Origin of the sequence: Thermogemmatispora sp. (assembly GCF_042408735.1) — a bacterium.
Classification (GTDB): Bacteria; Chloroflexota; Ktedonobacteria; order Ktedonobacterales; family Ktedonobacteraceae; genus Thermogemmatispora.
In genome coordinates this window covers 76,109-97,327 of the sequence record NZ_JBHOQV010000094.1, presented here as the reverse complement: position 1 = coordinate 97,327, position 21,219 = coordinate 76,109, and the positions used below count along the sequence as shown (strand labels likewise).

Genomic DNA, 21,219 nt, shown 5'->3' with positions numbered 1-21,219 from the left:
TGCAATGGTCAATGTTGTCGCCTTGAGCGTCTTCATCGTATTTTTCATTCTCGTCACCGTGTTGGGCTTCCTGGCCGCCCGTTGGCGCCGTGGCGATCTGAGCCTGCTTAATGAGTGGGGGCTGGCAGGTCGGCGCTTCGGCACGGTGATCACCTGGTTCTTGCTGGGTGGTGATCTCTATACGGCCTACACCTTCGTCGCCGTGCCGGGCCTGATGTTTAACAGCGGAGCGACTGGCTTCTTCGCCGTTCCTTACACGATCGTGGCCTATCCGCTGGTCTATCTGTTGATGCCGCGCTTCTGGAGCGTCGCCAGAAAGCATGGCTATATCACGGCTTCGGACTTTGTCCGCGATCGCTTTGGGAGCAGCACCCTCGCCCTGGTGGTGGCCTTCACCGGTATCCTGGCCACGATGCCCTATATCGCTCTTCAGATGTTCGGCATCGAGGTCTCCATCGCTCAGATGGGCATCCCGGTCGAGGCAGCCCTGATTATCGCTTTCCTTATTCTGGCCGCCTATACCTACACGAGCGGCCTGCGCGCCCCGGCGATGATTGCTCTGGTTAAGGATCTGATGATCTTTACAGTGATGATCGCCGCGATCATCGTGATTCCGATCAAGCTGGGCGGCTTCGGCCACATTTTTGCCGCCGCCCATACGAAGCATCTCAACGCGCTGGCTCAGGGAACAACCTTCCGCGATCTGCTGACGACGCCGCAGGCCCAGATGGCCTATGCAACTCTGGCCCTTGGCTCAGCCCTGGCCCTCTTCCTCTATCCCCATGCCATGACAGGCGTGCTCAGCAGCAGCAGCCGCCAGGTGGTGAAGCGCAACGCTGCGCTCCTGCCTCTCTATTCGCTGATGTTGGGCTTGCTGGCTCTGCTTGGCTATATGGCGATCGCCGCCGGTACCGGAGTCACCAGCCAGCCGGCCTTCCAGAGCTATAAAGCCAACGGCGCGGTGCCTTCGCTCATGAGCTGGGCCTTCCCCGACTGGTTCGCCGGCTTCGCTTTCGCCGCTATCTCGATCGGGGCCCTGGTACCTGCGGCAGTCATGTCGATCGCCGCCGCTAACCTCTTTACGCGCAATATCTACAAGGAGTACTTCCGCCCTAACTGCTCGGACCGCGAGGAGTCGACGGTGGCTAAGGTGGTCTCGCTGGTAGTGAAGTTCGGCGCACTGCTTTTCATCCTGCTGGTCCCGGCCACCGATATTATCAATTTCCAGCTCTTGGGCGGGGTCTGGATTATTCAGACGCTGCCGCCGGTCTTCCTGGGCCTCTACACCAACTGGATGCACCGCTGGGCGATGATCGTCGGCTGGGTCGGGGGTATGGTCACCGGTACCTGGATGGCCGTGGCCAATAACTTCTCTTCCTCGGTCTTCACGATCTCCCTTGGCAATGTGAAGATCGCCGCCTATATCGCCGTCTACTCGCTGCTGGTCAACCTGGTGTTGACGGTGATCCTGACCCCGATCTTCCGGGCCTTGGGCGTCCCTTCGGGCAAGGACAATACGCAGCCTGTCGATTATGAGGAGGAGGGGTTGGCCGCTCTCCCCAAGGAACCCCTGATGGAGGAGCTGGCCTGAGCGCCTGCCTTTGCGCTCGCTCTCTCCTCGACGCCCACTGGCCGCTGACTGACTGACTGGCGGGCTGACTGGCTGAGGAGCCTGGCCCAGCGCCAGAGCTGTAGGTTCTAACCGCTGGAGCTGTTGGGAAGAAGCAAAGAGAGACAAGCCGCTTTCCCTCTCTTTGGGAGAGCGTGCTTGTCTCTCTTGCTCTTGCTCGGGTGCCTTGTTTGACTGCGCCCTATGAGATCTCTGGGACAGCCGAACCGGTCTGTCTCCAGGCCAGGCCAGACCGGCCTGCCCCCGTCCAAACCAGGGCCATCTTCCTCGGTTTCTCCCGCTTAGGCGCGCCTGAGCCAGGCCAGTCCTCAATCGTCTTCGGCTGGCACACTCACTTGCTCGATGCGCCGCAGCACTTCTTGCAAGGTCTGGAGGCGAGGCGAGCGGGCAATAGTCTCGCCGCTCTCGGGCAGAGAGCCGACGCGCTCCGTCTCGCGCTCCAGGAGCTGGCTGAGGGCAAGATAGTACTCGACGAGCACCCGCTGGCCGCCAACGTGGTCGACTGTCTCTTCTAAGAGGGCCGCCGCTTCAGCATAGGTCTGGAGGCGGAGATTGGCGTTCTCCAGGTCCTGGCGAGCCTCTTGCTGCCGCCTGGCCTGCTGCTCCAGCTCGCGGCGACGCAGGCGCGTCGGCCCTTCCTCAGAGAGAGCCAGCTCCTGCAAGCGCAGGGCAGCCCGGCCCGCAGCCAGTCTGGCCTCCTCCTGCCGCCGTGTCAGCCAGGCACGAACTGCATGCAGTCGCACGAGGAAGCTGGCCCCCTCTGGCAGGCGTAGTTCCTCTGAGGCGAGAAGCTCGTCGCTCCCTCGCTCCTCCGACCCCTGTTCCTGTTCTTCCTGTTCCTGGTAGTCGTCAGGAAAAGCCATCAGGAGAAGAGCACCTGCGCTTTCTTGCCGAGATGCAGCGAAAGGGAGGAAAGGTCGAGTTGCTGATTGACAGGGAAGTCAAGGTAGCCCGTTTGCTTCTGGCCCGGCAGAACCACGGGCGGGATGGTGATTAGCTGGGGGGCGATCTGCGTACCGTCGGGCAAGGCCAGGCGCGCCAGGGCCTGGTACTCTATCCCTACCGGCGATTCGCCAGGATTCTGTACCTCGAGATAGACCCGGATGACATACTTGCTCTGGTGCTTTTGATCATCAGAGTAGCTGCCCGCTTCGCCAACCCGGGTTACGGTCAAGTTGACTCCGCTAAAGGAGAAGGTGCGATTCAGCTCGATGGAGGCCACCGGATTGTTCTGCGCCGGCGTGGGGGTGAGCGCCGTTAGCGTATCGTTGCTATTGCCGCCAGCCCGTGGCAGGTGGCTGTAGGCCATGAGACCAACCAGGACAACCAGCATCACAAGCACCACAATGCCCAGCGTGATCCACAGCTCACGTCGCTGCGGATACCCCTCTTCCTTGAAATCATCAGACATCTTGACGATGGTACTCCTGACTGCGAGAGTTAGATCAACCGGTTCATATTATAGCAAAGATCCCAGAGGGCATGTCAGTAACCTCGCCGGAGGCCGCCACGGTCCGCCCAAATAGCTCGCCGCTACCGATCAGCCGAGGCTTCACCAGGCGATCGGCAGCGGCGGGCAACTTGCGTCGACGGCTTCGCTGTTCTGTTGGATGGCGATGGCAGAGCAAGACATGCGGGCAGCAGGGCCAGGCTAGGAGCTGAGGAGGAAATTTTGAACGGCAAAGGACCCCCCCAGCACATCGCGAGCCGAGGCACCCATCCAGCGCTCCAGAACGGTGGCATAGACAGAGCGGAAGTCAACCGTGTATTTGAGGTTGCCGTTCTCGTCAAGATTGGTGAGCGAGGGCGGCTCACCGAAAATGCCCCGATTGACAGCGCTGCCAACGATGAACATCGGGGCTGCTGTTCCGTGGTCGGTCCCCAGGCTACCGTTTTCTTCGACCCGGCGCCCGAACTCGGACCAGGTCATGATCACGACCTGATCCGCTTTGCCGTGCAAGGCCAGGTCGGTGTAGAAGGCATAGAGGCCCTCGGAAAGGGTTTTGACAAGCTGAGCATGGGTCTCTTGCTGGTTGGCGTGCGTGTCGAAACCACCCAGGGTAATGTAGCCGACGCGCAGGCCCAGATCGTTCGCGATGACCTCCGCCAGAATCTTGAGTCCCTCGGCAAAAGGTCCCTGGGGATAGTCGACTGCAGGTTTGTAGGCGTTGGCCACCTGATGCAGGCGACGTGTGCCCTCCTGGGCATCGAGAGCCGTGGCCTCCAAGAGCGCCGCATAGGGCGCGCTACGAGGATAGGAGTTGTAGAGCTTGAGCAGCGCCTGCAGCCGCGAGACGCCCCCATCGTGATCGGCAGGGTCAGCGTTGATGCGGTAGGCACTCAGGCTGCTTAGCGTTGGGACCTGGGTGGTCAGCGAGGAAAGGGCCAGCGCCGTCTGGCTGCCAATCTCCAGTGCCTTAAAGGGGTGACCGTCCTGATCAACGAGGCCCGCTACGAGCTTGCCTAGCCAGCCTTGACGTCCGTTGCCGCTGAGGTCGAGGGTCTGCCAGATGTCCATCGCCTGAAAGTGCGAGAGACTCTGATTGGGATAGCCGACTCCCTCGACCACCGCCAGATGTCCACCATCCCAGAGCTTTTTAAGCCCTGTCATCTCAGGATGCAAACCCAGCCGCTGGTCAAGCGGCAAGACCTGCCCCTCTTTAATGGCCAGCGTCGGACGCCTCTGGTAATAGTGGCTGTCCGTATAGGGAATGACAGTGTTCAGCCCATCGTTGCCGCCGGCTAGCTGGACGACGATCAGGGTACGCTGGCTGGCGGCCTGGGCCAGACGTCCCCCTTCACGGGCCTGGGCACGCGCCGAGAGCAGGGCCCGGCTGAAAATCGAGGGCATCATCATGCCGGCGCTCACAACGAGCATGCCATCTTTGACAAGCGCGCGTCGAGAAAGTATCATCGCTTTTTCTCCCTTTCTTCCTCCAGGCGTGATCGGCTCCCCCGGCCAGCCGCGGCGCCGGTCTGCGGGTCGTTGGGCGCCGCTGGCTGTTAGTTGAGCTGGTACTCCGGCGAGGCCAGCAGCAGATAGAGCGTGCCCCGCACGCGGCTAAGCGGATAGGATTTGCCATTGGCGAAGGTTACGCTCTCCTGCGGACCGGTTGCCGGCGAGGTGAGATAGCTGACCAACTGGTCCCGCCGCTCGTCAGCAAGCTGGCCATCGAGCAGGAAGGCCGTAAAGTAGTCAACAAAATTCTCCGGCGAGGCGAGTCGATTCTTCTCAATCAGGGACTGCAGGTCGAACGGACGCGTGCTTCTCCTCCCTAAACCACGCCGCAGGAGCAGGTCAACATAGTTGAGGCGCGTCATCCAGGTGCCGCTGTTGAGCCAGAAAGCGCTGACTTTATCACCAGGCCAGCCGGCGACGTTGGGAGGATCAAAGACGGTCTGCCCCATGAGCGTGGTGTATTGCGGCAGCAGGCCGCCATCGTCTTGCAGGCCCAAGGCTCGATAGGCCCCAACAGCAAATTCAACCGGCGACTTCAGACGGCTGCGGTAAGCTCTCGCCGAGGAAAATTGCGGCGAGAGCAGCAAAGCCCGCATGACCGCTCCGATATTATGCTTGCTTTGCTGATAAGCAGTAACAAGCGGCTGAAGATCCTCCTGGCTCGGATTCTCGTAGACAAAGAAGCTGAAAAGCTTGCGCGCGAGAAACCAGGGAGTGGCCGGATGATCGGCCAGAATCGCAATGACGTCGCGATAGTCGAGGTTACCGCTGTGGCCCAAAAAGTGCTTGATGCGGTCGCTATGGCTGGCAGGATTGTAATAAGAGGAGAAGCCACGGACATGCCAGCCACTGAGAGCGGCCGCCCCCTCGGTGACATCCCGCTGGCTGTAATGGCCCAGGCCAATGGTAAAGAGTTCCATTAGCTCGCGCGCATAGTTCTCATTGGGGGCGCTGCGCGTGCTCTTGGTGAGGTCAAGGTAGAAGAGCATGGCGGGGTCACTGGTAATTCCCAGCAGGATGTTGTCAAAGCTGTCGAAGGCGTGCTCGCGCAAAAACTGGTTTTGGATAATCATCCGCCGATAGAAGCGCGGGCCGCCAACTTTGCGAAAGCTGCTGGTGAGTACTCCATGCCAGAAAAGCGTCATTTTTTCTAAAAGCGGACGCTGCGTCCAGGCCATACGCAGCAACCACCAGCGCTGCTGATCTGGCGGTCGATCCAGATCGAGGTTGAGGGCCGCCAGGCGCTGCTCCATCTCATCGTCGGCCACCTGTTGGTAGTGCAGTAGACGATCGACCGCTCCCGCGAAGCCGAGGCTGCGATAGAGGGCTAGCTCTTGGGGACCAGCGCCGAAGCCTGCTCTTCTCAACAGGTGACCGATGAGCTGGTTCGCCTGGGGATCGCTGGTTTGACTACGCTGCCAGAGCTGCTCCAGAGCAATGCCTCCGGCCAGCAGACCAGCCGCGCCCAGGCCACCTCCCGCCAGCCCAAAGAGGCGGCGCCGGGACAGGCGCCTTGAGGGCGCTTCCGGGGAAGGCGCGGCCAGCGGAGGCTGCTGCTCTTCGGCAAGGTGCGGCCAGGTTGGCTCTTCATTGCAGGCTGTTTCTTCCATAGGCTGGGTTGCTCCCGTGCGTACTCTCTAAGAGACAATAGGCTGTGCTCCAGGCCACGTCAGTCATGCTAGCAGGGAAAGCTCAAGATGTCCTCAAGAAGAGCTACAGCTTTACTGAAGATGGCCGCTTAGGGGAATCCGGCCCGGTCCGTCACCGCACATACCTATCAATCGTTCAAGAAAGTTGGAAGCTGTGCCTCTCGCCGTCCAGGAAGGCCCTGCCCTCGGGGCCTTCCTTCGTGCAGGCAGGCTGTCACCCACTCGTGCCATACCAGCATCAGCTGTGATAGATGGGTAGTAAGCATAGGGATGAGAAATGTAGAATTGTCACTTGAGCAGAAAAAGGCCGCGGAATACGTCACTGTCCAGCAGGAGTTCAAGGAAGAAACCCTGACGCCATCATCAGAGAGGCCACGCGGGAGTCGGCGCCTTCTCCCACTAGCTGTTTTTGGAGGGATGATCCTGGCCATTGTGCTCCTGGATGCCGTCCTTCCCCTGAGTGGCCTTTGGTTCAACGATGTGCTGCTTTCTCGCACCGGCACCTGGTCGCTTTTGCCAACCCAGGCCCTCTTCCCTGCCTGGAACATCGTTCCCCTGCAACCCGTCCCAACTGATCCAGCGATTCCCTCGCTCCCCCTGGCCTGGCTGGAAATTCTCCTCTTTCTGGCCGCTCTGACCGCCCTCTTCCTCCTCTATCTCTACGCCCTGGCTAGACTGCCTGTCCTTATCTCCCGTCGTTATGTCTTGCTCTCAACAGCAGCTCTTGGCCTTATCTACGCCCTTATCCCTGTAGTGACCTCTCCCGACCTTTTCTCGTATTTGAGCTACGCGCGGATGGGCGTCATTTATCATCTGAACCCTCTCACTACTCTTCCGACCCAAATTCAATATGACGCCACCTATCCTTATCTTTACTGGATCGATCAGCCTTCGGCATACGGGCCTACCTGGGCCGCCATCACCTGTTTTCTACAGTGGCTGGCCCTGCCGTTGGCCGGGGCTAATAATCTGGTCTTCCCCTTGTTGCTGTTGCGCCTGCTCGGTCTGGCCACCCATCTCGGCTCGGCCTTCTTGATCTGGTCCATTAGCGGCTACTTGCAGCCGAGCAGAGAGGGGGAGCAGTTCGAGCAGCGCCGCCTGCTCGCTACGCTGGCTTTCGCCTGGAACCCGCTGCTGCTCTTCGAGGCGGCAGTCAATGCCCACAACGATAGCACGCTGCTCTTCTTAATTCTGCTGGCCCTCTGGCTCCTCGTACGAGGTAAGCAGGTCTTGCTCCTCTACGCGCTGGTCACTGTGGTTCTCGCGCTGGCGGCCTGTCTGAAGATCAACACGGTGCTGCTCTTTCCGGGACTACTCTTGCTGCTCTGGGGGCGGGGTCTGCCCTTGCGCCAGATCGCTTGCTGCCTGGCCCTCTACGTCGGCTGCATCGTGCTGCTCTATGCCCCCTTCTGGGACGGCGGGGCCGTGCTGAATGTCTTGCGCGTCAATCCTTCGGCCTCGCGCAACATCAATACGCTGGCCGAGTTTCTGGGCCAATTCTACAATGCGGCAGTTGTCTCACACTTCCAGGTGACGATCCCTATCATTGGCTCGCCGGGCGAGCGCCTGACCCATACCCTCAGTATGGGCCTCTTCGCCCTCTGTTATCTCTGGCTCTGCTGGCGGGCCTTGCGCCATTCCTGGCGCATTCGGACTGTCGGAGGATTGATCCAGTGGCTGGCCCTGGTCTGGTTGCTCTACTGCGCTATTGGCACTCCCTGGTCCTGGCCCTGGTACCTGGTTACCTTCTTCGGTCTCTATGCCCTGCTCGAAGCCAGCGGCGCAGAGAGGCGCTGGCCTTTGACCCTTGTGCGCTGGCGTGGCGTGGCCGCCCTGCGGCGACCTCTGCCCTTTCGTCTGCTTAGCCTGACGATGCTGATGCTCTACTGCTCGTATGCCTGGGCCTTGCACGGAGCCTTTGTTCCCCTGCTTCCCGGCTTCAAGGTGGCCTATCTGCGCGGTCCTTTTGCCTGGCTCCTGCCTCTCGCCCTCACCTGGTTCGCCGATCGCCTCGCTAACCGCGCCGGCTTCGGCCCGGCCCCGCAGACCGCCGGACGTTTGCAGCCGCTTGCTCCGGTCGCCGCTTTGAGACGACGTTTCTCACGGTCCTATCGCCTGTTGCTCCAGGCGAGCCTTCCCCAGGCTGACGAGGAAAAACTGGGCACTTGAGATCAAGAGCAGGGGGCCGACAAAAGGCGAAGTGGCAAGAGCCGCGGCTCTTGCCACTGAGGGATGACAACGCGCTATCAGGCTCGGCACTCCTGAGCCGGCCCGAACAGTGGGTGACCTGGTCGTCCTTGGAAGGCCGGCGGTCTTCCTCTCTCGGCGACAGCCATCAGGGGGTCAAGCGGCGGATCACGTCGAGCAGGTCGCGGACGTGAAAGGGTTTCACAATGACCTGCTGCACCTCCGAGGCAGCGGTGTCCAGTCCGCTGCCAGCGGTGATGACCACAATCCGCGGGAAGGGATAGGCCGGTTCCCAGCGGGAGCGCAGACGCTGCAGAAAGGTTTCGCCATCCATGCCTGGCATAGCAAGATCAAGCAGGATAACAGCGGGATAGCGTCCCTCGCGCACTGCGTTATCAAGCCAGGCCAGGGCCTCCTGCCCCTCAGCGGCCTCCGCTGGCTCGTAGCCATCCAGCTCCAAGGCCCAGGCTACCATATCGCGAATGGCCGGATTGTCATCTACAACCAGCACAATCGGGTGACGTCCCTCACCCCGATCACAATCATCACCCATCGCCTCTTCTATTTCCCTTACCCTAGAGCACAACAACACAGCAACAAACCACCTCTGCCTGCCCGGCAGCAGGGTTGGCCCTGCTGCCCAGACGGACCTTGAGAGCTGCTCAGAAAGGCGCAAAGGCGGAGCGGAGGAAAGCGCTCACGGCATCAAGAAAAGCCTGCGGCTGTTCTAAATTGGAGAGATGGCCGGCTCGTGGGATCACCTGCAGCTGAGCCTGAGGGATGCGCGCGGCGTATTCCTGGGCCAGCGAGGGGGGAGAAAGCTGATCCTGCTCGCCCACAAGAACCAGCACCGGACAGCCAATGGTGGGCAATAGCTCACGAGCATCGGCCCGCTGAGCCATGCCGCGTGAAGCCGCCGCAATCCCCCGTGGTGTGGTCGCGGCAATCAAGCGGCGCACCTGGGCCTCGACCTCGGGCCGCTGACGGCGCGTCTCCTCAGCGAGCAGGCGCGGGATCTGCAGATCGGCCACGGCTTCAACTCCCTGGGTTTCGGCCAGACGCGCCAACTGCTCGCGGTTGGCCTTCCCTTCCTCACTATCAGCTTCGGGCCGGGTATCGGCCAGGATCAGGCCGCGGACGCGCTGCGCATACTTGCGCAGAAAGGCAAAGGCCACATAGCCACCCATCGACAGGCCGCAGAGGACAGCGCCATCCATCCCCAACCAGTCCATCAGCGCTGCGACATCGTCGGCCAGCGTCTCCATCGTCAGAACCTCGCGGTCAATTTCGCTCTCGCCAAAGCCGCGCCAATCGAGGGCCACCAGGCGATAGCGGCCTTCCCGCAGCAGCCCCTCCATCTCGCCCTGCCACATGCGACGATTCAGCGGGAAAGCGTGCAGGAAGAGCACAGGCAACCCCGCCCCATGATCGTCATAGGCGATCTGGACACCGTTGAGCCGTGCTTTCATGGATGGCTTTCCCTCCCCAATTGAAGTCTTGTGAGCGCCAGGCCAGGACCAGGCGGCACCTGTGGCCAGAGCCAGCGCCAGCGCCCTTTTCCTCTCCGAGCCAGACCCCCTTGGGCGCTGGCCCGCTCACTGCAGGGCCTCCTCCGCCTGCTCGTGAGCGTGATAGGAGCTGCGCACGAAGGGACCGGACTCCACGTGACGGAAGCCCATCTTCTTCCCTTCCTCTTTGAGGGCAGCGAACTCCTCCAGAGGTACATAGCGCTGGATCGGCAAATGCTGGAACGAGGGGCGCAGATACTGGCCAATGGTGAGGATATCAACGTCGTGGGCCCGCAAATCGCGCATGACCTCCAGCACCTCGTCCCAGGTTTCGCCGAGGCCGAGCATGAAACCGGACTTGGTTGGAGCCTCGGGATGAAGCTCCTTGGCCCACTTGAGCACTTGCAGCGAGCGTTGGTAGACTGCCTGGGGTCGCACACGACGATAGAGGCGGGGCACCGTCTCAACGTTGTGGTTGAAGACATCGGGCCTGGCGTCCATCACCACCTTGAGCGCCTCATAGTCCCCTTTGAAGTCGGGCGTGAGCACCTCCACCTTGCAGCCAGGATTGAGGCGCCGGATCCAGCGAATGGTGGCCGCAAAGATGGACGCCCCTCCATCCTTCAGCTCGTCGCGATTGACCGAGGTCACTACGGCATAGCGTAGCCCCATCTGCCGTACGGCCTCAGCCACGCGCTTCGGCTCCTCCCAGTCTACTCCCAGGGGCCGCCCCGTCTCGACGGCGCAGAAGCCACAGCTGCGCGTGCAGATACGCCCCAGAATCATGAAGGTGGCTGTGCCGTGCCCCCAACACTCGCGCATGTTGGGGCAGCGCGCCTCTTCACAGACTGTATGCAGCGCCTTGCTGCGCATGAGCCGCTTGATCTCCTGGTAGCTCTCCCCCTCGGGCGGGCGCACGCGCAACCACGAGGGGCGGCGCTCAGGGATAATGGTCGCCATGATCGTTCCTCTACTTCCTTCCTCTCTTGGCTTGGCTTCTTAGCTTAGCTTAGCTTGGCTTGGCTGCAGGTCGGCTGATAAAGAGGCTCGCCGGCCACCCGGCTGGCCGAGGCCAGCGCCAGCGCCAGCCCTCCTCAGCCTTCCCTGGCGACAGCCTCCCTCCTACTAGCTAGTAGACATCGATCTCGGGTCCGTAGCTCTGCAGCTTGGCCCGCACGGCCTGCAGGAAGGTGGCAGCCCCTGCCCCATCGAGGATGCGATGGTCAAAGGAGAGACAGAGGTACATCATGTAACGGATCGCGATGGCATCATCCTCCGTCACTACCGGGCGCTTGACCACGGCATCCATGCTGAGAATAGCCGCATGGGGCTGGTTGATAATCGGTACCGATAGTATTGTACCAAAGGTGCCCGGGTTATTGACCACAAAGGTGCTCCCCTGCAAATCCTGCACCGTCAGCCGATTGCTGCGCGCTCGCTGGGCAACTTCGCTGAGGCGCCGCGCCAGACCGGCAATGGTATACTGATCGGCATCGTGAATGGTAGGCACGACCAGGCCGCTGTCGGTGGCCACCGCTACCCCAAGATGGATGCGCTTTTTAACAATAATGCGATTGTCCTCGGTCCAGGTGGAGTTGATCAGCGGTACCTTGCGAATACCCTCGCAGACGGCCTTCATGACGAAGGGAACGTAACTGATGCTGTAGCCCTCGCGCCGCTTGAACTCCTCCTTATTGCGCTCCAGCCAGCGAGCAATGGCGGTCATGTCGACCTCAACCACGGTGGTAGCGTGGGGCGCTGTCCGCTTGCTGCGCACCATGTGCTCGGCGATGGCCAGGCGCATGCGGTCGGGGACGATGACCTCCTCGTCTGGGCCAACGGCCAGCGGCTCCGGCCCTTTGGCGGCCTGAGCGGCGACCGCCCCCAGGCTATCGACAGCGGCCACGGCGGGCCTGGCTTGAACGGTCGCAGCAGGCGCCCGTACCGTCTGGGTCTGAGCCTGACGCTGCTCCAGATAAGCCAGGATATCTTCTTTGCGCACCCGTCCCCCGATGCCGGTGCCTTTGATATCGTTCAGATCGATGCCGTGCTCACGAGCCAGGCGACGCGCCAAAGGCGAAATACGCTGACGCTCACCCGGCTGCTGACCATCGTGTGGCTCCGCCGTCACGGCCCCAGCCTCCAGGGAGAGGGCTGAGGTGCCACGCTGCACTGCAGCAGCAGAAGTTACCGGCTCAACCGTCGCCGCCGCAGCTTCCCGCGTGGCGGCAGCTTTGTCCGCGCCTGCGCTCGCTTCCTCGGCTACTCCAGCAGCGGCTCCCTCCTCCTCGATGAGGGCGATCGCCGTTCCCACTGGCACCGTTTGGTCAGCAGGTACCAGGATCTTGACCAGCCGACCAGCTACTGGTGAAGGAAGCTCAGCATTGACCTTGTCGGTCACTACCTCAGCCAGAGCCTCATCCTTTTCCACATAATCGCCCTCACGCTTGAGCCAGGCAGCGACGGTTCCTTCTGCAACTGACTCGCCGAGACGGGGGAATTTCACCGGCGTTGGCATAGTCCACTCCTCGCAAACAATTACTCCATAGGTTTCCTTTCAGATCAGTGGCGAGCGGATCACCCGTTGCCTTTGCATCCTCTTATCTTACGCATCTCAGGCCGCCCTCCCTCTCAAGCCTCCGCTGGCGCTAATAGGCGGCGAGCTGGCGCGCCACAGCCACGATGCGCTCGACGCCAGGCAAGTAGGCCATCTCTAGGGCTGGGGCATAGGGATAGGGCGCGTCGGGCGCCGCTACACGCATAATTGGACCATCGAGATAGTCAAATAGCTCTTCGGCCAGCAGAGCTGCTAACTCGGCCCCCACGCCGCCGGTCAGCGTATCCTCATGGACAATCAGGACCTTGTTGGTCCGCTTGACCGACTCCTTAATCGTCTCGCGATCGAGAGGCGTCAGGCTGCGCAGATCCACAACTTCGACCGCCAGCCCATCCTCAGCCGCGAGCTGCTCGGCGGCCTTCAGGCACTGATGGACCATCGCTCCGTAGGTCAGCATCGTCATATGCTGGCCGCGACGGCGGATAATGGCCTTCCCCAGCGGGACAATGTAGTCCTCGTTCGGCAGCTCCTCGCGCAGCTCGGGCAGGCGATAGAGCAGCTTATGCTCCAGATAGAGAACAGGATTGTTGTCGCGGATAGCCGCCTTCAGCAGGCCCTTGGCGTCGTAGGTGGTGGCCGGCATCACGACCTTGATGCCTGGCGTATGGAAGAACCAGGCTTCTGGGCTGGCCGAATGGAATGGGCCGCCATGGGTGCCCCCGCCGGCGGGCCCTCGGATCACCAGGGGCAGGGGAATACCGGAGCGCCAGTACATCTTGCAGGCCATATTCACAATCTGGTCGAAGCCGCAGGTGATAAAATCGATGTACTGCATCTCGGCAATCGGACGCATCCCCATCAGAGCCGCCCCCACCGCCGAACCAATAATAGCCGTTTCAGACATCGGGGTATCGATCACGCGCTCCGGGCCAAACTCTTCGAGAAAGCCGGCGCTGACCTTAAAAGCTCCGCCGTAGGTGCCGACATCCTCGCCAAGGAGAAAGACCGACTCGTCGCGCCGCATCTCCTCGCGGATCGCCTGGCTGATCGCTTCCAGATAGGTTACTGCAGTCATAGCCGAGTAACAGCCTCCTCTACCTGACTCATCGTACAGAAGGGCCTGCCGGTGCGCGTATCCAGGGCATTCACGTAGCGTGGATCGGTCGCATCCGGCTCGCCCACGATAGCGATCGGCCCCTCGGGAGCAAAGACATAGTCGGCTACTGTCGCCGGATCGGGCGGAGGACTGGCCTCGGCAAAGGCCACGGCATCATCCACCACAGCTCGGACGCGGCTCTCGATCTCCCGGCGGCGCTCCGTAGTCAGCAGCCCCTGAGCGGTCAAATACTCCTCAAAGCGCTTGATCGGGTCCCTGGCGAGCCACTCCTCGCGGAGGGCTGGCGGCACGTAGTCGGCCTTATCAGCCTCAGAGTGGCCACGGACGCGGAACGTCCGACACTCGACCAGCGCCGGCCCTCGGCCCTCGCGCGCCTGGGCCACCGCCCGCCCAACTACCTCCATCACCGCCAACACGTCGTTGCCGTCAACGCTCTCGCCAGGCATACCGTAGCCTAAGGCTCGCTGCGCAAGCTGCTCGATAGCAAACTGCCTGGCTGTCGGCGTCGAATAGGCGTAGCCGTTGTTCTCAATGAGAAAGACCACGGGCAGCTTTTGCACCGCGGCAAAATTGAGAGCCTCGTGAAAGGCACCGGTACTGGTTGCCCCATCGCCACAGGAGGCCAGCACCACCGTCGAACGACGGCGCATCTTCATGACCAGGGCAACGCCGCAGGCTACCGGCAGCGACTCGCCCAGCATACTGATCATCGGGACAACCCCATGATGCATGTCGCCAATGTGCAATTGGCCGTCACGTCCCAGCGTCGGAGCATTGCCACGTGCCAACCACTGGCACATCACAGCGCGCGGCGAGACTCCCCGTACCAGATGCATGCCCAGATCTCGATGCTGCGGTACAATGCAGTCCCCATCGCGCAGCGTCATCGCCGCCCCGACGGTCGTCGCCTCGTGGCCCTGCGCCGTATAGACCCCGCCAACAATCCGCCCCTGCAGAAAGAGTGTGCGCGTGCGATCCTCCATAGCGCGGGTGAGGCGCATATAATAATAGGTCTGCAACAGCAGGTCAGCCCGCTCCGCTTCGTTCATGATCCTCTGGGATACTCCTCCGCATTGTGATCGCCTGATCCCTGCCTGACGAGGGAGTGAGCGTCTGTCTGGATGGCCGACAACGGGCATCTCCAGCGACCAGCATCCAGCTCTGCCCAAGAGGAGAGCCACAGCAACGCTGTTCCTCTCCGCCCTGACACAGGGCAGCTCTTCCGGGACGACAGCGCTCGTTCGGCAGGCTACTGACCCGCGAAGGCTGGCCTGGGTGTCTGGCCGTGGCGATGGACGCGTCTGCCCTCATAAGTGTATCACAAAGCTCTCCACCGCGCGAATAGACGGCACAGGCTCCTTAGCGCCTGGCCTGAGCCTGTTCTTCAACGGCCCGAATTTCCTGACGCAGGCGACGAATGCGCTCCCGATAAGCATCCTCCGGCTGCCGCAGATAGCCATTCTTTTGGCCATCGCCCATGCTCACATGCCACTTGCGAAAGGCCAGACCAATCTCCGCCTGATAGAGCGCCTTGACACGCAACCAGTGCTTGACCCCATACTGCCAGAGTGCCGCCCGCTCGCGACGCGTGCGCTGAAAGGAGTGCTGCAGCAGCACGTATTCATCGACCGTGACCACCCCGCTGCTGACCTCGGAGGCCAGAAATTCGCGAATGATGGCCGCCTCGTGGGCTAGCGAGCGAATCAGGAGGTAGAGGAGCAGCATCTGGACCAGGAAGGGCGGGATATAGTCACAGATGATGGCAACCAGGGCCAGAAGCGCGACGTGCGTATTGCCAGGGTTGGCCTGGACCGCCATCCCCGCCTGAATGTCGACAAAATCAAAAAAGCTGTGCAGCATGACAGCCATGCCGTAGCCCAGCAGAGGCATGACTACCCGCTGCCAGCGAGAGCGTGTATGGCGCGTGTAGCCCAGCATGGCCCCAAAACAGGCGGTAAAGGTTGGGTGCCCCAGCCAGCCCAGAACAACACGATAGATAATCAGAAAGACCAGCGAGTTGCGATAACCGCTGGCGAAATAGCTGAAGTTTTCTACCAGGGCAAACCCTGCCCCGATCATAGCCGAGTAGACGATGCCGTCGGTAATGTTGTCGAACTGGTCGCGCAGTACCAAAAAGAGCAGCAGCAGGCCCAGCCCCTTGATGGTCTCTTCGGTGAAGCCAGCATTCAGTCCCTGCAGGGCCGAGCGCAGAGCGGTACTCGTGCCCGGCTCCAACAGATTGAGGAGAACGCTATCGATCAGACGCTCAATAAAGAAGGCCGTGGGAATGGCAATCACCATGCCCCAGAGGAAGGTAGCCAGACGCAGATACCACGGCTCACGCTCGAAACGGTCGATGAAGTTGACAAGCAGCAGCGTGCCGAGCGCGGGGATCAGTGGGATAGTGAGCGCTGCCAGCAAGCTGGAGGCGCCATTTTGGGTAAGGGCATTGATCCCGATGAAGCTATTGAGGATGAGGGTCACAAGGGCACAAACGGCCAGAATGCCAAGCCCAACCCCGGCCATCAGCCAACGCATGCGCCTCCCCAGCCGCGGCGAGAGGGCGAATTGCATGGTCACTCCCGCTCCGAGCAGACTCTCTTCCTCCTCCTCTTCTCCCTCTACCTCCTCGCACGCGGAATAGGCCGTCGCCTGTGCCTCACCGGACGGCAGAGCGGCAGGAAGGAAAATGGCCGGCTCCGGCTCCGGCTCCGCTAAGGACGCGCGAGCTGGGGCTCCTGGTAGTAGCTGGGTAACGTGCTCGCTCTCGGAGTCTGGTCTCTGCTCCGCTCCTCCCTGGCCATGCCCGGCCAGAGCGACATGGGGAGCCAGGAATTGGAGCATGGTGCTGCCCAGAACAATGATGTCCTGCGAACGTAAGGGGAAACGGACGTGAGCGGGAACGGCTTGCCCGTTGACCCGGAGCACGTTGTGTGGCGTGAGATTGACGATATACCAGCAGCCGTCGCTATCAAAGATGAGACGCGCATGCTCGCGCGAGACCGAGAGATCCATCAGAACAATGTCGTTGCTGAGGGCCCGCCCAATGCTGGTCTCTCGACGCGTCAGCACGTGCACGAGCTGCTCATCCGGCAACCAGGCAACAGGAGAGCGCGCGCGTATGGTCCAGCCCCGCGCCGTTGGGGGTTGAAGATGGGGCATACGCACCACCCGTAGCACACCATAGCTCTGGCTCATTGTCCATACGTTCCTGCAGCGCTAGCTCTCTTGATGATCAGAGCGCGCTTTCCTCTCTGGACGATACGCGCCGCGCGCTCGGCCCAGGCCGCCTTGCTGCTATATAATGGTAGCATAGAAAACCTGGAGAGAGTAAGCCACCTGAACAATCGGCCGGCTCACTCTCTCGCCCGGCACCGCCAGGGGACCAGGCCACACGCGGCGCAGTGGTCTCAGTCTGTAGAGCGCTCCGCCGCCTAGAGAGGACGCACTCGCCCCATGCCCATAGGCGTTTTGTACCCTACGCCGCAGTAGAAGGCGAGATAGGCGAGAAGCCAGAGCTGCTGGCGAACCGTCAGGTTCAGCCCCGCCGCCGAGGAGGGATCAGGCCCGCGCAGGCGGTAGACGCAGCGCCCGATGAAGCCCGGCTGAACATGGGTGGAGAAATGGACCTGATGCGGGCGCAGGTCATAGTCGTCAATGACAATGCCATCGTCAAGAATATACTCCTCAATCAGTTCGGGCTGGACCAGCGCCGCTAGCTCGCGCGTCTCCGGCTCCTGGACCACTAACTCTTGCCAGCGCTTGGCCAACCCCGGGAAGAGATAGCGCGGTAAAGGAAGGAGAGCATAATAGTTGCCATAGACCTTGTTGCGCGTGTTGATCCAATTGAAGGTTGTCAGCGAGTCAAATTCGAGCGTCAGGCGCTCACAACGGCCAGGAGGCAACGAGGCCGCCTGCTGAGCCAGCTCACGAAAGGTGGTGAAGCCCGTCCAGCGCGAAGGATCGTCTGGGCTGGCAATCACCTCCTCCAGGAGAAATACCTGGCGTCCGATCTGCATGAAGGGCGAGTGTCGCATATTTCCAGTGAAATGATTGAATTGCACAAGCGCTCGGTAGAAGTGAGGGAACAGCTCACCAAGTAACAGGGTGATGCGGATCGTATAGGTCTTCTCTGGGCTGAGCGGAAGATGGCGGTTGTGACGCTCCGCCTCTCGCACCTGGGCCGGCGGCAGGGGAAATTGTAAACTCGAACAGGTGAAGAGGCGACGCTTGTTCCCTTCGTGGAGGCGCGCCGAGACATCGGGGGCCGCACTCCGCAGCCATTCCAGCCAGGCCCCATGCACCAGTTCGCCCGAAAATGGCATGAGGCTTCCCGGCTGCAATGGCCGCAAACGCAGATGCAGGGCATAAAGATCGGCTTTAAAGCTGCCTGCTGATGCTAAAGCTGTGGTTTCCATGCTCGCCCCTTCCGAAAACTCTCATATGTAGATGTACCGCAGGCTAATGGTTGCAACTGCCACAACTGTATGTTAGCATAAAATATGTATAACCTCTTGTCTAGCAGGAGTAGGAAAGGTGGCTGCAGATGAGACGGGGAGAAGCTCCTTTTTTTGCGCCCAGACATTGCCACCTCGAATCAGTGAGCAGAGAGAGATGTCAGTGCCTTTCCTGGAGCAAGGAACCTACGAGTTACTGCAGCAGGTAGCGCGCTTCTTTACAGAGCGGCACCCGACCCAGGTCTACCTGGTGGGGGGAGCCTTGCGCAACCTGCTTCTCGGCCTGCCTTCGGACGACTGGGACCTGGTTGTCGCTGGCGAGGCCCCAAGGCTGGCTCGCCAACTGGCCAATCACCTCGGCGGCTACTATGCCTATATGCACGAGAAGGCCAGCCGGGTCGTGGTGCGCACGCCAGGGGGCGAGTGGCTGATCGATGTCGGACCACTGACCGGGTCGAGCATCGAGGAGGATCTGCGCCAGCGCGATTTCACGGTCAACGCTCTGGCCCTCCCCCTGGCCTCCCTCCTGAGCCTCTCTTCTCCATCTGACCTGGCCTCTCTGCCCTGGATCGACCCCTGCGGCGGTCTGGCCGATGCCCAGGCCCGCCTGCTCCGTGCGGTCGATCCCGAGATCTTTCGCCGCCGACCAGTGCGCCTGCTGCGCGCGCTCCGCTTCGCCCGCCGCTACTCTCTGCGCATCGAGCCGGCGACAGAAGCCCTTCTCCGCCGCGACGCTGAGCTGTTGGCCAGCGAGGTGCCCGAGCGCCTCCACGGCGAGCTTTACAGGTTGCTCGAACTGGAAGATGCGACGACCAGCCTGCGCCTGCTCGATCGCTATGGCCTGCTGACCGTCCTGGTGCCTGAGCTGGAGCCTGCCAAGGGAATGCCGCAGCCACCTCCCCATTACTGGGACGTTCTCGAGCACTCCCTAGAGACCGTCGGCGCCCTGGAAGCCGTGGCCCGCCTGTTGCAGGCAGAACCCTTGCCGCTGGATACGCTCTCCTGCTCCTCCTGGTCCCAGCCGCTGCTGTTGGGGCCTGAGCTGGCCGAGCCGCTGGCGCAGCTACGCGCTCTGGTAGCCGAGGCCAGAAATCAGAACCTGCCACTGCCCGTCGAACTGACAAACCCGGCCTGGAAGCTGGCCGCACTGCTGCACGATATCGGCAAGCCGGTGACCCTGAGCTATGACGAGCAGGGCGTGAGCCATTTTTATGGCCACCAGCAGACCGGCGCCCCGCTGGCCGAGAGCGTCTTGAAACGCCTGGGCGCGAGCAGTCAGGATCGCCATCTGGCGCGCCTGGTTGCTCTCCATCACATGCGTCCGGGCCAGCTCGCGCGACAGGAGGTGGTAACGCCGCGCGCCCTCCGTCGCTACTTTGCCGACCTGGGCGCTCAGGGACTGCACCTTGCCCTCTTCTCGCTGGCCGATCACCTGGCCACCTATGGGCCAGGCTACCCTTCGCGCCCCGCCGGCGCCTGGGAGGCCCACCTCGCCTGTGTGGCCCTGCTCTTGCGGAGCTATCTTTACGAGCGCGAACGCTTTCTGCCAGCCCGTCTGTTGACAGGCCATGAGCTGATACGCCGTCTGGGCCTGCAGCCTGGCCCGCTGATCGGCGAGCTGCTCGAAGTGATCGCGGAGGCGCGGGCCGAGGAGCGTATCCACTCGAAAGAGGAAGCCCTCTGGCTGGCCCGTGAGTATCTGCAGGCCCGCACAGCCGACAGTCAAGAAACTCACGCCCCGGGCCCGGGAAGCTAGTCAGCCCGCCGGGCGGGCTTGCCACCCACTGGCCAGCCGCCCGCTCTCGCCCACTAGCCCGGCATTCGTGCCCTGTTCCGTTCAAGGGCCCCGTGTTATAATAACTGGCGATACCCGGCAGCCAAGCATTTCCTCAAGGCGCTCGTTCAAACAACAATGCCTAAATAAACCAGGAAACGAAGAGCATGGCAAAAAAGCGCAAGAAAAACAGCGGCGGCGGCTCCTCAGCGGTCCAGCGACGGGCCCAGATTCAGGCACAGGCCCAGCTCCAGAGCCGCAGCCCGTCAGGCGCCGGTGGAACAACGGCGGGAGGAGCCAAGAGCGGCAGCGCTTCCCAGAGTTCGCCAGGCGCTTCTTCCAAGAGCGTGAGCACGACCAGCGTGCGCAGCACGACTCGCTCGGACTCGGCTAGCCGCCCGAGCGGCCCAGCCAGCGTCCATCAACCCCAACGCCGCTACACACGTCGGCGCGTCAGTGGCCGAACACGCTGGCTCGTCGTCGCCGGGGCCTTGATTGTTGTCTTAGCGATCGTTGGAGGCTTCATCCTCCTTTCACAGCAGCACAGCAGTTCTGGCGCGCGGCGCGGCACCACCGACCCCGAGGTCCTTAAGACGGTTACCAGCGTCGACACCGCTCTGCTGGCCCAAATCGGAACCGGCGGCCAGAAAAATCCCCTCAAGGCCGTCAGCAACCGCGATCGTCTGGTGGGTCCGAACGGAAAGCCCGAGGTCTTCTACTGGGGCGCAGAGTTCTGCCCCTACTGCGCCGCTGAACGCTGGTCGCTGGTGATCGCCCTCAGCCGCTTCGGCCACTTCAGCGCCTTACCAGAGACGACCTCTTCCAGCACCGATGTCTATCCCGATACGGCCACTTTCACCTTCTACGGCAGCAGCTACACCAGCTCCTATATCGATTTTGTGCCGCTGGAGGTCGAAGATCGCGACCAGCAACCACTGCAGACGCCAAGCCAGGAACAGCAGCAACTGGTCAACGCCCTCAATCCCAGCGGCGGTTTCCCCTTCCTAGACATCGCCAATATCTATATGTCAGAGGGCCAGACCGTTGATCCCGGGCTACTCAGCGGCCTTTCGCAGAAGGACATTGCCATCCAGATCACCAATTCGAGCACGTCCATCTCCAAGAGCATCGTCGGCGTGGCCAACTATCTGACCGCCGGAATCTGCGTGGCGACCAACGATCAGCCAGCCAGCGTCTGCAAGGCTTCCTTCATTCAGGAGATAGAGAAGCAGCTTCCGCGCGTGGCCCTGGCCCAGATCGGCCCCGTGGCCCTCCAACTGACCGCTCTCAGTGAGGGCGCGCTCCCCAACGGTGACAGCCGTCCGCGCAGCAGCCGGGCAGACTAGAAAATCTGTCTGTTCGCCATTAAGCGGCTCGGGAA

General features: G+C 61.7%; 16 protein-coding genes. 4 read left to right on the top strand and 12 right to left on the bottom strand.

What is annotated here, in order from left to right; all coding sequences use genetic code 11:
* The first annotated feature begins 4 nt into the window (after positions 1-4).
* Entirely contained in the window at positions 5-1,591 is a 1,587-nt protein-coding gene (gene mctP, locus ACFMO7_RS08005) for a monocarboxylate uptake permease MctP (protein ID WP_376795002.1), read from the top strand.
* Positions 1,592-1,938: 347 nt separating this feature from the next.
* Here mctP and ACFMO7_RS08000 read toward each other — a convergent pair whose 3' ends face one another.
* The 4 genes from ACFMO7_RS08000 to ACFMO7_RS07985 all read right to left on the bottom strand — a co-directional run bounded on the left by ACFMO7_RS08000 (position 1,939) and on the right by ACFMO7_RS07985 (position 6,199).
* Entirely contained in the window at positions 1,939-2,493 is a 555-nt protein-coding gene (locus tag ACFMO7_RS08000) for a hypothetical protein (RefSeq protein WP_376795001.1), read from the bottom strand.
* Positions 2,493-3,041, bottom strand: a complete 549-nt coding sequence (locus ACFMO7_RS07995; RefSeq protein ID WP_376795000.1) for a hypothetical protein — start codon at positions 3,039-3,041, stop codon at positions 2,493-2,495. Before ACFMO7_RS07995 ends, ACFMO7_RS08000 begins: the two co-directional genes overlap by 1 nt.
* A 240-nt stretch (positions 3,042-3,281) precedes the next feature.
* Positions 3,282-4,544, bottom strand: coding sequence for a DUF1501 domain-containing protein (locus ACFMO7_RS07990; protein ID WP_376794999.1), 1,263 nt, complete (start codon positions 4,542-4,544; stop codon positions 3,282-3,284).
* Between the two features lie 89 nt (positions 4,545-4,633).
* Positions 4,634-6,199: a DUF1800 family protein gene (locus tag ACFMO7_RS07985; protein ID WP_376794998.1), complete on the bottom strand. Its 1,566-nt coding sequence runs from the start codon at positions 6,197-6,199 to the stop codon at positions 4,634-4,636.
* 324 nt (positions 6,200-6,523) lie between these two features.
* Here ACFMO7_RS07985 and ACFMO7_RS07980 point away from each other — a divergent pair, with 324 nt between their 5' ends.
* Positions 6,524-8,407 carry a hypothetical protein gene (locus ACFMO7_RS07980; protein ID WP_376794997.1) on the top strand — a complete coding sequence of 628 codons (1,884 nt, stop codon included), beginning with the start codon at positions 6,524-6,526 and terminating at the stop codon, positions 8,405-8,407.
* 166 nt (positions 8,408-8,573) lie between these two features.
* Here ACFMO7_RS07980 and ACFMO7_RS07975 read toward each other — a convergent pair whose 3' ends face one another.
* From ACFMO7_RS07975 to cas6, 8 genes are all read right to left on the bottom strand, one after another.
* Positions 8,574-8,978, bottom strand: coding sequence for a response regulator (locus ACFMO7_RS07975; RefSeq protein ID WP_376794996.1), 405 nt, complete (start codon positions 8,976-8,978; stop codon positions 8,574-8,576).
* A 109-nt stretch (positions 8,979-9,087) separates the two neighbouring features.
* Complete coding sequence (locus ACFMO7_RS07970) at positions 9,088-9,894, bottom strand: alpha/beta fold hydrolase (RefSeq protein WP_376794995.1); 807 nt, start codon at positions 9,892-9,894, stop codon at positions 9,088-9,090.
* Positions 9,895-10,020: 126 nt separating this feature from the next.
* The gene (gene lipA, locus ACFMO7_RS07965) at positions 10,021-10,893 is read right to left on the bottom strand and encodes a lipoyl synthase (protein ID WP_376794994.1); all 873 of its coding nucleotides are present in this window, start codon (positions 10,891-10,893) and stop codon (positions 10,021-10,023) included.
* 169 nt (positions 10,894-11,062) lie between these two features.
* The gene (locus tag ACFMO7_RS07960) at positions 11,063-12,451 is read right to left on the bottom strand and encodes a dihydrolipoamide acetyltransferase family protein (protein ID WP_376794993.1); all 1,389 of its coding nucleotides are present in this window, start codon (positions 12,449-12,451) and stop codon (positions 11,063-11,065) included.
* Between the two features lie 130 nt (positions 12,452-12,581).
* Positions 12,582-13,565 carry an alpha-ketoacid dehydrogenase subunit beta gene (locus tag ACFMO7_RS07955; RefSeq protein WP_376794992.1) on the bottom strand — a complete coding sequence of 328 codons (984 nt, stop codon included), beginning with the start codon at positions 13,563-13,565 and terminating at the stop codon, positions 12,582-12,584.
* Positions 13,562-14,656: a thiamine pyrophosphate-dependent dehydrogenase E1 component subunit alpha gene (locus tag ACFMO7_RS07950; protein ID WP_376794991.1), complete on the bottom strand. Its 1,095-nt coding sequence runs from the start codon at positions 14,654-14,656 to the stop codon at positions 13,562-13,564. Before ACFMO7_RS07950 ends, ACFMO7_RS07955 begins: the two co-directional genes overlap by 4 nt.
* A gap of 310 nt (positions 14,657-14,966) precedes the next feature.
* Complete coding sequence (locus ACFMO7_RS07945) at positions 14,967-16,805, bottom strand: PrsW family glutamic-type intramembrane protease (protein WP_376794990.1); 1,839 nt, start codon at positions 16,803-16,805, stop codon at positions 14,967-14,969.
* Between the two features lie 236 nt (positions 16,806-17,041).
* The gene (gene cas6 / locus ACFMO7_RS07940) at positions 17,042-18,025 is read right to left on the bottom strand and encodes a CRISPR system precrRNA processing endoribonuclease RAMP protein Cas6 (protein ID WP_376794989.1); all 984 of its coding nucleotides are present in this window, start codon (positions 18,023-18,025) and stop codon (positions 17,042-17,044) included.
* 196 nt (positions 18,026-18,221) lie between these two features.
* Between cas6 and ACFMO7_RS07935 the strand changes: the two genes are divergently transcribed.
* Both ACFMO7_RS07935 and ACFMO7_RS07930 read left to right on the top strand, forming a co-directional pair.
* Entirely contained in the window at positions 18,222-19,820 is a 1,599-nt protein-coding gene (locus tag ACFMO7_RS07935) for an HD domain-containing protein (RefSeq protein ID WP_376794988.1), read from the top strand.
* 185 nt (positions 19,821-20,005) lie between these two features.
* On the top strand, positions 20,006-21,184 hold the full coding sequence (locus ACFMO7_RS07930) for a DUF929 family protein (RefSeq protein WP_376794987.1): 1,179 nt from the start codon (positions 20,006-20,008) through the stop codon (positions 21,182-21,184).
* The last annotated feature ends 35 nt before the right edge of the window (positions 21,185-21,219 follow it).

Bases quoted from the DNA above. Each gene is read 5' to 3' on its own strand.
- mctP (WP_376795002.1), top strand. From the start codon at position 5: ATGGTCAATGTTGTCGCCTTGAGCGTCTTCATCGTATTTTTCATTCTC.
- ACFMO7_RS08000 (WP_376795001.1), bottom strand. From the start codon at position 2,493: ATGGCTTTTCCTGACGACTACCAGGAACAGGAAGAACAGGAACAGGGG.
- ACFMO7_RS07995 (WP_376795000.1), bottom strand. From the start codon at position 3,041: ATGTCTGATGATTTCAAGGAAGAGGGGTATCCGCAGCGACGTGAGCTG.
- ACFMO7_RS07990 (WP_376794999.1), bottom strand. From the start codon at position 4,544: ATGATACTTTCTCGACGCGCGCTTGTCAAAGATGGCATGCTCGTTGTG.
- ACFMO7_RS07985 (WP_376794998.1), bottom strand. From the start codon at position 6,199: ATGGAAGAAACAGCCTGCAATGAAGAGCCAACCTGGCCGCACCTTGCC.
- ACFMO7_RS07975 (WP_376794996.1), bottom strand. From the start codon at position 8,978: ATGGGTGATGATTGTGATCGGGGTGAGGGACGTCACCCGATTGTGCTG.
- ACFMO7_RS07970 (WP_376794995.1), bottom strand. From the start codon at position 9,894: ATGAAAGCACGGCTCAACGGTGTCCAGATCGCCTATGACGATCATGGG.
- lipA (WP_376794994.1), bottom strand. From the start codon at position 10,893: ATGGCGACCATTATCCCTGAGCGCCGCCCCTCGTGGTTGCGCGTGCGC.
- ACFMO7_RS07960 (WP_376794993.1), bottom strand. From the start codon at position 12,451: ATGCCAACGCCGGTGAAATTCCCCCGTCTCGGCGAGTCAGTTGCAGAA.
- ACFMO7_RS07955 (WP_376794992.1), bottom strand. From the start codon at position 13,565: ATGACTGCAGTAACCTATCTGGAAGCGATCAGCCAGGCGATCCGCGAG.
- ACFMO7_RS07950 (WP_376794991.1), bottom strand. From the start codon at position 14,656: ATGAACGAAGCGGAGCGGGCTGACCTGCTGTTGCAGACCTATTATTAT.
- ACFMO7_RS07945 (WP_376794990.1), bottom strand. From the start codon at position 16,805: ATGAGCCAGAGCTATGGTGTGCTACGGGTGGTGCGTATGCCCCATCTT.
- cas6 (WP_376794989.1), bottom strand. From the start codon at position 18,025: ATGGAAACCACAGCTTTAGCATCAGCAGGCAGCTTTAAAGCCGATCTT.
- ACFMO7_RS07935 (WP_376794988.1), top strand. From the start codon at position 18,222: ATGTCAGTGCCTTTCCTGGAGCAAGGAACCTACGAGTTACTGCAGCAG.
- ACFMO7_RS07930 (WP_376794987.1), top strand. From the start codon at position 20,006: ATGGCAAAAAAGCGCAAGAAAAACAGCGGCGGCGGCTCCTCAGCGGTC.